Source organism: Pedobacter sp. BG31 (assembly GCF_042464845.1).
Classification (GTDB): Bacteria; Bacteroidota; Bacteroidia; order Sphingobacteriales; family Sphingobacteriaceae; genus Pedobacter; species Pedobacter suwonensis.
The window spans coordinates 57,062-70,365 of sequence record NZ_JBHNZK010000015.1 but is presented as its reverse complement, the minus strand read 5'-3'; the positions used below and the strand labels follow the sequence as shown (position 1 = coordinate 70,365).

Below are 13,304 nucleotides of genomic sequence, written 5' to 3'. Positions count from 1 at the left end.
CTCCATTACTGTTGAAATAAAAAACTTTCTTCTTAAATTCATGGGTATGGAACGTGGCGGATGCATCTATATCATGACCAATTATCAAAGAACAACATTGTACATTGGTGTAACGTCCGATCTCAGAAGCCGTATTTATGAGCACAGGGAAAAAGTATATCCTAAATCATTTACGGCAAAGTACGATCTGACTATCTGTGTTTACTATGAAATTTATTCTACGATAGAAGAAGCCATTGATCGGGAAAAGCAATTAAAAAAGTGGAATAGAGAGAAAAAAGATGCGCTGATTAGCAACTTTAATAAAGATTGGAATGATTTAACGAAAGTTATAAGTGAGTGGAATGAATAATGATTATTAGTGATTTTATTTTTCTTGATAGATCTCTCCGTTTCGCTATGCTTCAGTCGAGATGACGCCACATATTCATTATTTTATCACAGCAAAACTTGGTGTTGCAGAGAACCCAAAGGACTAGCGAAGCGAAATTTTCTAAAAATATGACGAAACTAAGTTCAAAGATTTCTCTATTTCTTTACCAATGCAACCTGTGGAACAAGAAGTAAACCATTAGCAAACAAAAAACCAATACTTAAATTGGTAAGCTTCAGTCGAAAGCACGATTGCTCAGACCTTAAAACAAATCTGTTTTTAACATTGTCTTCAAAATATTCGATTGAACATCAAAGTTATTAAGATGGTTGAGAAAACTGATATCCGATATTTTACCATAACTATCTTCCAATAATTGAACGACTTCATTCGGAATGGCGGTTTTTAAAACCGCAGCATTGCTTTTCAACTTATCATTTTTATACTGTAGTTCCTGTACAATCCGCTCACGCTCTGAAAGGTTGTTCGTCATGTCCAGGTCTTTCAGAATGGTCAAATCGCAAAACAGGAACAGGTTTCTACTGGGAAAAAACAGATAATAATAATCTTCATCTAAAAATTTATAAATTTCGATCACCAGCTCACCGGATTTTAAACCAATATAAAATTCAGTCCTGAAATCATTCTTGCACAACTTGCCCATCAATTTTTTTTCGATGGTTGCATACACATTGGTGTATACCTGCTTGTTCTGAAAATCAATCAGTTTTGAAAATTGATCTGTAGTGAGATCAAAATAAAAATCGTTGGCGTATTTGGAACTAAAAACGTTGATGTTTTTTGAAAATGGAAAATCTGAACTCAACTCAGACAATACGCTGAATAGCTTCCGAAGCGATAAGTTAATTTTAAGCGACTGCTTCTGCTTATCCTGCTGGAAACTTTTCTGATCAACGAGTGTTCCCGACATTCGATCGACCAGTTCTTCATTCAGGTGAATTTCATCATAGATGAGCGATACATTTTTCTCATTGCTCTTTTTAATCTTCCTGAGCAGTTCGATTACACTATCGGTAAATTGAAGATGGAAAAGATCTAATTTTTCGATCTCCAGTTCTTCGTTATTGGCAAAAAGCTGATGAATAACCTGGCTCCGCAGGTAAATTTTATAAATCACCTCATCATCAAAAAACACAGAGAGCAACTGTAAACGGTTGATCTCTGCGCTTGATTTTTTGAGAATATTTAAACGGTATTCATCCATATTTTAATTAATTCACCCTCGTTACGTTCTTTTTCAACTCTGCTTCCAAAGTTTTAAGTTCGCCATCCAGTACTCTTCTGCTCTGTGCACCTGCTTCATGAATCTGTTTCACTTCATTAAGCGTTTCAATCAGCGATGAAGTGGTTCGTTTTAGAGTTTCCAAAGATACTACTGTTTTTTCATTCTCCTTGGCTACATCAATGCTGTTCTGTTTCAGCATCTCTGCATTTTTCTGTAAAATGGTATTGGTGGTATCCGAAATTTTCTTCTGCATCTCTACATTGGCTTTTTGCCTTTGCAAAGCAACCGCAATGGTCAATTGATTTTTCCATACCGGAATGGTGGTAGACACAATCGACTGTGCCTTTTCTGCAATTGAGGTATTATTGTTCTGCACCACGCGGATCTGCGCTAAAGATTGCAACATAATGAAACGCACAATCTTCATATCGGCCAGCCTTTTATCCAAACGACTGATGAAATCCCTTAAATCAGCAATTTCATAATCCTGGTAATCAGCCGGGCGACCTTCCATTTCGGCCAATTTAATACTCAGCTCGTTGTACTTTAACTGTCCGGCAATAATCAGTTCTTCCATCTGGTGGATGTAGCCAACATTACTATCAAACATGGTTTGCAGCGAACTGTTATCTTTAATTGAATTTAACCTTCCAGCCTTGATTTTGTTGGTAATTTTATCGATATTATTCACCACCACATCATATTTCTGGAAAAGCTTTTTCACATCAACCACCAAATTTTTCAGGAATGGAATTTTAGAGATAAAACCCTTAAAGCCGCTCTGTTCAAGTTCAGATACATCGATGTAATTAAGTTCGGTTAGCAGCTCGTTAATTAAACCGCCAACTTCACCACTGTTATAGGTACGTACAGATGATAAAAAATCGTTACTGTATTTCTCCATGGAGTTTTGAGCATCGCTTCCATAATTCAGAATCGAATTTACATCCGATGGTTCTAACGATTTGCCAATCTCCTTATATTTAGCTGTTTCTTCAGCTGTTATTTTTTCGAGGTTAACATTTCCGTCCTTATCCAGTTTAACCGGTGTAAGGTCTTGATTAACGTTTGGGTTGGTTTCCATAGTTTGATTTATAACCAGCTTTACAGCTTATAAATAGTTTTGAGTTACGGTTCTAACGGTATCTTCCAGTTTTCTATCTTTAGTTGGTTCGCCAATGGCATTAAATTTCCACTCGCCGTTCTTCTTGTAAAAAACACCCATTACCATTGATACGTGACCTGCAAAATTGGCGCCGTTAGCAATGTCGAACTTGGCAAAAACCTCGTTAACACGTTTGGTAGTACCTTCATAAATGCGGATGGAAGCAAAAGGGATCGTGCCAAAATCATGACCTCTAAAGCTGTTCAATACAAAAGCAACATAATTTACATTGGCATCCAATTGTGAAAAATCAATGTTGATAATTTCGTTATCCAAACCGTCATCGCCACCCATATCGCCAGTTAAATCATCGCCGCTATGCTTTACCGAGCCGTTTTTAGATTTGAGGTTGCCAAAGTAAACCACCTCTAAAAGCTGTTTGTTTTCGTTATATAAAGCACAGCTTGCGTCTAAATCTACCGCCTCTTTTGACGATCCAAAGCCAAATAAGCCTTTCTTTTCAATTGCACCCCAGTTTATTCCAACACAAGCTTGTTGAAGTGTGCTGCCATTGCTTTTTTCCAGACTGATGCGTTGTCCTTTTTGAAGATTGATTGCCATAATATTATTGATATTTGTTTAGATAATCCTGTAAACCACCTTTCATGCCTACGCCAACAGCCTCGAACTTCCATTTGCCCTCACGTTTGTAAATCCTTCCGAATTCTACCGCAGTTTCAATGGAGAAATCTTCCTCCAATTCATATTTCAAAATCACTTCATTGGTTACGGCATCAAAAATGCGGATGAAAGAATTTCTAACCTGACCAAAATTCTGTCTTCTGTTATCTGCCTCATGCATGGTTACCACAATGCAGATCTCATTTACTTTTGAATCAATTTTGGTTAGATCGATTTTGATCTGCTCGTCATCACCATCACCATCACCTGTTAAATTATCACCGGTATGTTCTACTGCTCCGTCTGGTGAAACCAAATTGTTGTAAAACACAAAATTTTCATCAGAAATTAATTTTTTCTGATCGTTTAATATAAAAATTGAAGCATCCAAATCGAATGCAGAACCTGTTGAAGAGCTGTTGGTATCCCAACCTAAACCTATTGTAAATTTAGGTGCATCGATATTTTCACGCTGCCCCTTTTGCAAATTAATAGCCATATTTTAAATTAATTTATAGTTGTTGTTTTTGATATAGTCTTTTATAAGATGTAAATTCTTTGAATAAGCTTCTATTGTATGGTAGTTATTTCCCAGCGAGAGATCGTAAAGCTGGTTGATAAAATCAATACTCCTGCGTTCTAAAAAGATGGTAAAGCTACTTGAAGTCGTGTTTAAAATGTATTTTACAATACGGGTATTGAACCTGAAATTGCCACCATCAATAATATCTTCCAGATCGAAAATAGATTTGACCTGATGGTAATTGAGGAAGTTTTCTACATTGGGATGGATGTTTTTATTCACCAGTTCGGCAAAATAAAGCATGTGCATTTCATTTTTTAAGCCATACTCTTTTGCCATCTTTAAAATCATCCGTTCATGGCTCCCGGTAATCCGGATATCATCCAGAAATAAAAGTGTTTTACCGGTAAGAAAATCTTTATCAATATGAAATGAATCGTTACCGATTAGCGACAGCCTTTCTTCAGCACTCAATTCGCCATAATCTTCTTTATAGGTAATGGTTCTATGCACCTTAGTTTCCTGTACCGCTAAACCGCCATTTTCGACCAGCCAACGGTTAAGCTGACAAACGAAATGGTTTTTCATGGCAAAAGTTGCCGTTGGGATAAAGCTGTAAGGACTGGAAATAACCACAATTTGGCCGGTAATCAAATTATCAGCCAGGTAATACCTGATAAAACCATCGGCAAGGTCTTTTCCAAAAGATCTGGCTACCAGATCATCGCCAAATTTAAAGCGGCTGTAATCATCGGCGCTAAAACCGAAATCGACTGTATTGTCTATTTTATGAAGAGAGAAATTATACGGTATCATAGAGTAGGTTTAAGATAGATAATTTGTTAGAATTGATGAGCATACTGTTAATCCCTATGGCTTCTGCACCACGGATATCGGCATGGGGATTATCCCCCACGTGGATAACATCTGTTAACAGTAATTCAGGGTGTTTTGTTCTGTCGATACGATCTAACATCAGCTGAAAAAAGCCTGCATTGGGTTTAGACATGCGCACTTCATCAGAATAAAGCTGAAAATCGATATACTGACCTATGCCCAGATGATTAATGACTTTTTTTAAGGTTTTACCTTTAATAAAACCGGTATTACTTAATATATTGGTGGAGCTGTTTCCTGAATCTTTAATTTTTGCCAATACCCTCAAACAGTCATCACAGTAAAGTTGGGGCATGTGGTTAAATACAATCTGCTCCATATCCTCATCAAGCAACTTAAGGTCTACATCGTTAAAGTTGAAATCGTAATCATTAATCATACTGATGATCATTAAATACATTTCATCAGCATCCACATTTTTGCCTGCTTTTTCATTAATGGCATTTACCATCAAATCTACCTGACGGAAAGTGGTGGCAATTTCATCAATGCTTTTATGCTTGCTGTTAAAATTCCTGAAAAAATACTGTACCCGTTCCTGTTTATAAGTTGGATTCGACTTAATCAACGTTAACCAAAGATCGAATGAGTAGTGTTTGTAAAAAGCCATTGCACCCTATTTCCTAATCTGTTTAATAAATTCTAATATTACAAATTTGATTGTATAATCAGAAGCGGCTGATTGTAAGATTTATGACAGATAAGTCATATAAATTACGACTTATCCAATACTTCTTCAGCATCTTCCGAAATAACGATATCGCTTTTATGTTTCTTGGGATAATTGAACAAAAGAGAAGTTAATACCGGTATGATGAAAATGGCAACAGTGAAAACAGACACAAAGAGATCAGTTTTTTCTCCTTCAATGGCATGAGAAATAGGCGATTGAGGATAAAAATGGGTAAATAATGACGAGGTAAGCTTAACGCCCAGAACACCAATTACAATAAAGGCCACCGTTTCTAAAAAGGTAAATTTTTCCATCAGTTTCACAAAAGCCTGTGCCACAAAACGCATGGCCAAAATACCGATGAAAACGCCTATATAAATTAACCAGATATGATCAGTAAAAGCCACTGCGGCAAAAACATTATCGATGGAGAAAGCCAAATCCATTACCTCTACCAAAGCAACGGTAGCCCAAAAAGTCCCCACTAAGCCAACAGTAGATTTATAAATCCAGCTTTTGCTTTTATCTACTTCCTCTTCTTCCTCATTCTTTTTACTGTTCTTTTTCCTAAAATAATCGAAAGCAAGATATAATAAGTATAAACCGCCAAGTGGTTTTAACCACCAGATTTTAACTAACCACGCTGCCAGGAATAAACAGATGCCCCTGAAAACGTAAGCACCGATAATGCCATATTTGAGTGCTTTCTCTCTTTGCGATTTAGGCAGATCCATTACCATGGTTGCCAAAACAGCGGCATTATCAACTGATAATAAACTTTCGATTACAATTAAATTCAAAATAATTAATAATCCGGCTTGAATGTCATCACCTAAAATTGTGTGCAGAAAATCCATTGAGCGATTGTGTGTATGTTTTAAATTAAAGTTTTAGTTAACAGCAAAGAAACAAAATTTTATCATTTCCGCTACTTACCTCATTGTTTTTATTGTTAGAATGACAGTTATTAGAATTGTTACATATCTGAAAGCCAAATATCAATTGACAGTATCTAACTGATAGATAACGCCATTATTACCAGCTAACAAAACTGCTTTACCTCTTTTTGCCTTTTGAACAGCATTAAAACTTTTATCAGAGATGTGTTTCCAGTGCTGACCACTATCGGTAGAAATATCGGTTCCCGAAGTACCCGTAGCAATTAAAGTCTTCGCGTTGATATAGGTAACACCTGATCGGAAACCTAAAACCGGTGCGGCGGGCTTTTGCCAGGTTTTGCCTCCATCTTTGGTTAAAAGCACATTATTCGAATTTTCTTTGTCCTTTAAATAGTCACCGCCAACGGCTATACCTGTTCTAGTGTTAAAAAAATCAATTGAAAAAGGGCCTGTACTTTCCGCTCCCTGTAAAATCGGACATTTAAATACTTGCCAGCTTTCTCCATAATCAGCAGAAAAATAAATGTTAGAAACTTTGCCACCTGTTGCAATCCATGTTTTACCGCCCGGCAACGTTTTAATAGTGGTACCACTGGCGGCAAAACTGGCTTCTCCTTTAGCCAGGCTAGTTTGTACGTTTGTTGAAATGTTCTGCCAGCTTTTACCAGCATCAACGGTTTTAAGCAATTGAAGTTTATCATTTATGGGGTCGCCGAAAATAATTCCTTTACTTTTATCCCAAAAACTTAAGCCATCCAGAAATATAGCAGAATCTACATTTTTATAGTTTTCCGTCCAGGTTTCGCCTCCGTCAACAGTTTTCAGGATATAAGCCGGAGAGGCAATCCCCACAATAACGGCCTGTTGATCATCGAAGGCTTCAATATCCCTGAAATCGATTTTCTCGTAACCTTTCGGTTTTACCCATTTCCAGGTGATCCCGCCATCAGTAGTTTTACCAACCGCGCCGTTACTTCCGCTTACCCATGCAACCCGGTCTGATACGACACTTAATCCGCGTAAACTGGTTTTGGCATGTTCATTTAAAGGCTTTAAAGAATACGATTGCGCAGCGCAAAAAAAAGGTGCCAATAAAAGGCACCATAAAATCTTCTTCATTGATAACTTATTTTACCCGTCTAAAAGTTTCCGATCGTCCTAAAAGTGAAATACCTACATATCCGCGGATGTTTAGCACATCAGCACTTTTCAGACTCATATTACAGCTATAGGTTTTACCGCTCTTCGGATCATAAATGGTTCCACCAGTCCACTTGCCATCATCATACACAAAATCCTTTAATATTTCCAGGTTGAGCAAAGCGCGTTTCTGCAGGTTCTCACTAGGGTTTTTGGCATCCAGTTTAGGCTTACCATTTAGGTTTGGCTCTTTCATCCAGGCCAGTTTCCCATAGTATTTATCGCCTTTTTTATAGATTTCTATTTGTCCTTCGCCTGATGGATTAAGCCATTTGCCAACAATTGCATCTTTGTTCTGCGCAATAGCAGAAAATGATATGGCTACAAAGAGTAGCACTAAAAATGGGAACTTTCTCATATTTTTTATTTCTAGTTAGTTTTTAAATATAATCATTACACCTTATATCGAAACACTAAATAAAGAGAAAAAGTATAAGAATTTCCAAAAACCCTAAAAATTATTTTGAAACGATGTGCAGATACCTGGCGCGATAAGCATAAAAGAGGAATAAATTTAATAAAAGCATTGCGCTGACCATAGGTAAATCTTTCGGACCTAAAAAAGCATGATACAGGAAAATGTTCAGTGTAACCGGAAAAATGATCACTGCTGCCAATGGAGCGGTGCGGTTAATCAGCAATAATATTCCACTTATTAACTCTGTAGCTTTAATTAAGGGCATTAAATAAACAGATGCCATTACTCCTGACATAAATGTGGTTTGAGCCGCCGACATTGCCGGCATCTCTTTAGGCATTAAATTAAAGAAAAAGCTTACAGAAGCAAAAAGATACATGGCGGCCAGGAGCACGCGCACAACAATTACTGCTATTTTCATATGGTTTAATTTTTGGTTTTATATTTAAAAATAATAAAATTTATTGGTTCTTTTTTGGTTAATGGTTTAGTGGTTTAAGTGGTCAATCAAATGTAACGCTAAGCTTATTAATCGTTAGTTGATACCAAATTAGTAAACTTATTAAGATCGTGGATCTAACGACCATTAGTTCAATAATTTATCGGTAGATTGCCCGTTGGCCTTTGTCCTATCGACAATATTAGACTAAGGACTCAGGACTACAGACTTTGTACTGCCTACCTACTTATAATCATAGTTCACCATCCACTGAATGCCGAATTTATCCGTAGTCATACCGAAAAGTGCATTCCAAAAAGTTTTTTCTAATGCCATGGTTACTGTCCCACCTGCTGAGAGGCTGTCAAATAAGCGTTTGGCTTCGTCTTCGCTGGTGGTGTCAACTGAAAGTGAGATACCCGTGCCAAACGTTGCAGGCGGCATCGGATTGGTTATATCAGTACCCATTAAAATGTTGCCGCCAACGGGCAAAGCAATGTGCATCAATTTTTCCTGATCGCTCACAGACATGCCTTCGCAGCCTGGCGAATCTTTATACCGTTGCACTGCCAAAAATTCTCCGCCAAATACTGATTTGTAAAAATTGAATGCTTCTTCGGTGTTCCCGTTAAAATTTAAGTACATGTTGAGTGTTGCCATTTTTTTTGTTGTTTTAATCCTTTTAGGTTTTGTAATAATTTGTTTGCTGTTATGTTCTTGTGACGAACGGTCGTTATCCTGAACTTGTTTCAGGATCTATTTAGTCAATATACTGAAATAAGTTCAGCAAGACGTTACAAGTAAATCCTCGTCAATTTTATATCCATCCATTGTACCCAGTTTTTACCATCAAATTGCTCCCACGTGCCTTCGATGGTGTTGGTTTTAAAATTTCCTTTAAATCTTTCGCTATCAGCAAATATTAAAATGATATCATCGTAAATTTTAAGGGTAGATATTGAAATACATCCCTCATTATCGAAAGATTGTGAGCGGAACACCTCTTCCATATCATCGTAATGTGTAATTTCAAGCGATCGGATCGTTTTATCACCGCGCATAAGATCAACCTGATGTTTTAAGAAAAACCCACCATCAACCCACTCGTAAGTATCTGTTCCGGTAACTATATCACCCAGCATCGTTAAACCTTCTGTTTTCCATTTACCGATGTATGGATTGAGTAAATCAAGCCTCTTGTTCCTCATAAATTTAGTTAAAATCAATTGCTTTCTAAGCTATTGTAGATATTCCTTAATTGGTAAATATGCCGCTGCGTATGATAAACCACAAAATAAACAGCCTCCAAACGGGTAAGAAAACCATAACCAGGCAGTTTATAAGCGCTACAGGTTTTGGTTAAATCCAGGTTGCCTGCCGCCTCTGAGATCCCCACCCTGATCAGCTTTAAATTCCCCAATAATTCAGATGGATTGTAGGCTTTGTGTTCAGGGTAAATTTCTTCAGGTGAATTGTATTTTACGTTAAAATTTAAAAAATCTTTTTTAATGGTTTCCACCAATAAATCAGCTGGCTTATCTGTCTCCATAAAAGGACCATTAATCACCTCTAGAAAGCCCGCATTCGACAACACCAGGTGCTCAGCCAGTTGCCCTGCGGTCCAGCTGCCGTTAAAAGGCACGTTATTTAATAACGAGGCATCAAATTTTGAGAGCTCATTTTCCAACGCCAATAAGGTTTCATTGGCTTCGTTAATTACTTTTTCCATAATTTATCTATAATTCATTCCCGGATAGCCCAATAATCTACGCCACAAGGCAATTTGACCGATACAGTTTGCATCCCGATAGGTGTTGAAACTGATCATTTCGAAAAGGGTAATTTCCATCCCCGGCATGCTGAGTTTCTCTTCAAGCTTTTCATCCGTAGCCCGGATTAAGGCTTCCTGCAACTTTGGAGAAATTTCTTCCCAGTCTTTTATAAAAGCGGCAAGCGGCGGATAAATCGCATCATCAATAATCCCCTTATTATGAGCAAAAAGTTCATCTGTGACAGATGGCAGATCAATCCCAAACAACTTAGCCAGGAAATACCTTCCCTGCACCATACTACCGGTAATCCAGGCAATGTGGTTGGCTTTGGTATCCAATCTTTTTTGCGCATCTTTTTGGTCTATGCCATCTAAAGCCTTCAATAAAAAATCTGTCTGCATTTCGTACAGTACAACTAAGCCGTACATCCTGCCACTGGTTGGTTTAAGTTTCATATCATTTTATCAGGTGTTTAGTATAAGAATAAAGTTATGGCTAAATATTGATGCCTACCCGTGCCGTAAAAGTCAATCTTGAGGGGCATTTCAGACAATTTTCATATATTTACGATACCTAAAATTTTTAACCAAATGATAAATGTAGGTGTTTTAATGCCGCAAAATTTCAGATTATTAAGCCTCGCGGCAATTCTGGATGTATTTGATACGGTAAATGGTTTTTACGCAAAAGATGGACTTGAAGTTCCATTTATCATGAGTTTAATTACCATTGATGATAAAAATTATAATTTTAGCGCACATCCCTGCATATCCCTACAAAATGCCGGGCAATTTGAACTGATTTTGGTTCCATCATTTGCAAGCCTTGATATAAAAGACTGCATTGGCGCAAATAGCGGCTTTATTCCATGGCTAAATAAACAGCATGCGGAAGGAGCCGAAATTGCTACCTTTTGTACTGGTGCATTTTTAGTCGCTGCATCAGGACTGTTGGATGGTAGAGCCGCAACCACACATGTTGATGCATGTTCTGCTTTTTCTACAGCATTCCCGCTGGTGCATTTGAAGGCTGATAAAACGGTAACACAAGATGGCAGGTTATTTACAAGCGGCGGCGCTACCTCAACCTTTCATTTGTTGTTACATCTTTTACAGCTCCATTGCGGAAAAGATATGGCTATTAAGGTGGCTAAAATTTTCGCCATTGACATGGATCGCGTAACCCAGTCTTATTTTAGTACCTTTCAGCCTATCCGCCACCATAATGATGATATTGTTGCTTCTGCTCAGGAGAAAATCGAAAATAATTATCAGGATTTAGCTACGATTGAAGAGATGATTAAAGATATTCCTTCGAGCAGAAGAAATATTGTACGCCGGTTTAAGCAGGTAACCGGGATGACTCCTATTGAGTATCTTCAGCAAACGCGGATCGAAGCCGCCAAAAAATTATTGGAGCAAACTGCACAGCAGATGACAGAAGTGATTTACAACTCAGGATACAATGATCCCAAAGCATTCAGAAAAGTATTCAGAAAATCGGTAGGAATGACACCAACACAATATCGCGATAAATTCCAGCCTAAATAAGCGCGATAACTAACAATAATCAAAATATAAATAAACTAATAAAATAGTTTTCAACATAAAAAATCTATTATGTTGAAAATTAAAACAAAATAAATTCAGCATAACACCATATTAAGGATAACTTAACGTTAGAATTACACTAACCAAATAATACATGTTATGACCACATTTCTTTTAATTACGGCAGCATTTTATATTCTTTCTTTTGGATTGATGTTGTACTGCTATTTCTCCGCTGAGCAGATCCCCAGCGACGATGAAAAATTTTAACTAGCTTTTCCCGTCATCAAAATTAACGTCTCCATATTTTAAGCTATAAAATACCACTCCGTTTTAAGCAATAAACTGTAATATGCAGTTGCCTGGATGTCAATCAAAGGCAAAAGTTTATTTCCGTATTGAGTGATATGATTTCGTGATATTGTTCATGTTTTAATAGTTCCGAATAGGATTTAAAATTAAAAACAGAACTTTGAACAGGTGTTATTGCTTAGAAAAAGCCTGCTGGTATTTTAATGGGGTTTTACCCGTTATTTCCCTGAAATATTTGTGAAAACTGGTAAAATTGTAAAACCCGCAATCGTAACAGATCTCTTTCACTGTTAAGTTGTTTTCAATCAATAATTTACAGGCCTGCCCCACCCTGATTTCATTCAGAAACTGCGTGTAGGTTTTTCTGCTTTTGGTTTTAAAGAATTTACAGAACGAATTGGGACTGATTTTAGCTACTGCAGCAATTTCCTTTAGTTCGATCTTATTCTTGTAATTGCTGATGGTATAATTGTAAATAGATTGGATCCGGTCTTTTTCGTTCTCCAAAAAGTTGGGCTTAAAGCCCAGCGAAACCAATGTGTTTCTTTCTCCGCAATGGGCTATTTCTGTTAATACTTCGAGTATTCTGATAATCCGCATGGTGCCTTTTGCTTCGATAATCTGTGGCATTAAATGAGCGATTTTTTCTTTCGAAACTCCTTCCAGCTGAATGCCCTGCGTTGATTGTATCAAAATCTTTTTAATTTCCTGGTTTTCGGGAAGATCCAAAAAATCTCTTCCTAAAAAATCTTCTTTAAAATGGATTACATAAACGTCAACCGGTTCGCAAACATTTTCATCAAAAAACTCCGGGTCAAAACGCCAGTAATGCGGCAGGTTGCTCCCGAGTAAAACCACATCCCCCTCCTTAAAATTTTTGATGCTATCGCCAATAAACTGCGTACCTCTTCCTTTTTTAATGTAAATCAATTCCAGCGCTGAATGGTAATGCCAGCGGTTGTTTACATCAGGCATAACATCTCTCCGGGCGCTAAAAGAATCCACAGAATTGGTAGATACATTAAGTAAATGCGGTTTCATAAAAATCTTAAAAAATCAATCTAATATGCAAAATAAATTCGCAATGTAAAAAATCAAGCTAATATCATTTAATAATTAGATGATAAAGTTAAATTTTTATTAACGCTGAAGGGCTTAATTTGTATAACTGCAACTCACCCGAAACATCTTATGAAAATTGGATTATTTATTTCCT

The 13,304-nt window shown here is 37.1% G+C and carries 17 protein-coding genes; 2 read left to right on the top strand and 15 right to left on the bottom strand.

Translation table 11 applies throughout. The features are described 5' to 3' along the window. The first annotated feature begins 46 nt into the window (after positions 1–46). Positions 47–352, top strand: coding sequence for a GIY-YIG nuclease family protein (locus ACFE6N_RS17170; protein ID WP_378938423.1), 306 nt, complete (start codon positions 47–49; stop codon positions 350–352). A gap of 283 nt (positions 353–635) precedes the next feature. Here the strand turns inward: ACFE6N_RS17170 and ACFE6N_RS17165 are convergent, their stop codons facing one another. The 14 genes from ACFE6N_RS17165 to ACFE6N_RS17100 form a co-directional block, all read right to left on the bottom strand. After that, a complete protein-coding gene (locus ACFE6N_RS17165) occupies positions 636–1,598 on the bottom strand; it encodes a hypothetical protein (protein WP_378938421.1) in 963 nt (320 codons plus the stop codon). Between the two features lie 7 nt (positions 1,599–1,605). Further along, positions 1,606–2,703, bottom strand: coding sequence for a toxic anion resistance protein (locus ACFE6N_RS17160; RefSeq protein ID WP_090980159.1), 1,098 nt, complete (start codon positions 2,701–2,703; stop codon positions 1,606–1,608). 27 nt (positions 2,704–2,730) lie between these two features. Next, the gene (locus ACFE6N_RS17155; RefSeq protein WP_378938418.1) at positions 2,731–3,345 is read right to left on the bottom strand and encodes a TerD family protein; all 615 of its coding nucleotides are present in this window, start codon (positions 3,343–3,345) and stop codon (positions 2,731–2,733) included. Positions 3,346–3,349: 4 nt separating this feature from the next. Beyond that, a complete protein-coding gene (locus tag ACFE6N_RS17150) occupies positions 3,350–3,904 on the bottom strand; it encodes a TerD family protein (protein ID WP_378938416.1) in 555 nt (184 codons plus the stop codon). A gap of 3 nt (positions 3,905–3,907) precedes the next feature. Further along, entirely contained in the window at positions 3,908–4,744 is an 837-nt protein-coding gene (locus ACFE6N_RS17145) for a phosphoribosyltransferase family protein (protein ID WP_378938413.1), read from the bottom strand. Beyond that, positions 4,731–5,435: an HAD family hydrolase gene (locus tag ACFE6N_RS17140; protein ID WP_378938411.1), complete on the bottom strand. Its 705-nt coding sequence runs from the start codon at positions 5,433–5,435 to the stop codon at positions 4,731–4,733. Before ACFE6N_RS17140 ends, ACFE6N_RS17145 begins: the two co-directional genes overlap by 14 nt. A 104-nt stretch (positions 5,436–5,539) precedes the next feature. Continuing rightward, a complete protein-coding gene (locus ACFE6N_RS17135; protein WP_378938409.1) occupies positions 5,540–6,355 on the bottom strand; it encodes a TerC family protein in 816 nt (271 codons plus the stop codon). Between the two features lie 141 nt (positions 6,356–6,496). Beyond that, the gene (locus tag ACFE6N_RS17130; RefSeq protein WP_378938407.1) at positions 6,497–7,516 is read right to left on the bottom strand and encodes a WD40/YVTN/BNR-like repeat-containing protein; all 1,020 of its coding nucleotides are present in this window, start codon (positions 7,514–7,516) and stop codon (positions 6,497–6,499) included. Positions 7,517–7,523: 7 nt separating this feature from the next. Then, positions 7,524–7,955, bottom strand: coding sequence for a DUF2147 domain-containing protein (locus ACFE6N_RS17125; protein WP_378938405.1), 432 nt, complete (start codon positions 7,953–7,955; stop codon positions 7,524–7,526). A 100-nt stretch (positions 7,956–8,055) separates the two neighbouring features. Continuing rightward, on the bottom strand, positions 8,056–8,436 hold the full coding sequence (locus ACFE6N_RS17120) for a DoxX family protein (protein WP_378938403.1): 381 nt from the start codon (positions 8,434–8,436) through the stop codon (positions 8,056–8,058). A 261-nt stretch (positions 8,437–8,697) separates the two neighbouring features. Then, positions 8,698–9,114 carry a VOC family protein gene (locus ACFE6N_RS17115; protein WP_378938402.1) on the bottom strand — a complete coding sequence of 139 codons (417 nt, stop codon included), beginning with the start codon at positions 9,112–9,114 and terminating at the stop codon, positions 8,698–8,700. 134 nt (positions 9,115–9,248) lie between these two features. Next, positions 9,249–9,662 (bottom strand): hypothetical protein, encoded by a 414-nt coding sequence (locus ACFE6N_RS17110; protein WP_378938400.1) that lies wholly within the window; start codon positions 9,660–9,662, stop codon positions 9,249–9,251. A 14-nt stretch (positions 9,663–9,676) separates the two neighbouring features. Next, the gene (locus tag ACFE6N_RS17105; protein WP_378938397.1) at positions 9,677–10,183 is read right to left on the bottom strand and encodes a DinB family protein; all 507 of its coding nucleotides are present in this window, start codon (positions 10,181–10,183) and stop codon (positions 9,677–9,679) included. A gap of 3 nt (positions 10,184–10,186) precedes the next feature. Then, positions 10,187–10,681 (bottom strand): DinB family protein, encoded by a 495-nt coding sequence (locus ACFE6N_RS17100; RefSeq protein WP_378938395.1) that lies wholly within the window; start codon positions 10,679–10,681, stop codon positions 10,187–10,189. A 135-nt stretch (positions 10,682–10,816) separates the two neighbouring features. Between ACFE6N_RS17100 and ACFE6N_RS17095 the strand changes: the two genes are divergently transcribed. Continuing rightward, positions 10,817–11,776, top strand: a complete 960-nt coding sequence (locus tag ACFE6N_RS17095) for a GlxA family transcriptional regulator (RefSeq protein WP_378938393.1) — start codon at positions 10,817–10,819, stop codon at positions 11,774–11,776. A 483-nt stretch (positions 11,777–12,259) separates the two neighbouring features. On the opposite strand, the gene ACFE6N_RS17090 is transcribed toward ACFE6N_RS17095, so the two are convergent. Further along, entirely contained in the window at positions 12,260–13,129 is an 870-nt protein-coding gene (locus ACFE6N_RS17090; RefSeq protein WP_378938391.1) for an AraC family transcriptional regulator, read from the bottom strand. Positions 13,130–13,304: the final 175 nt, after the last annotated feature.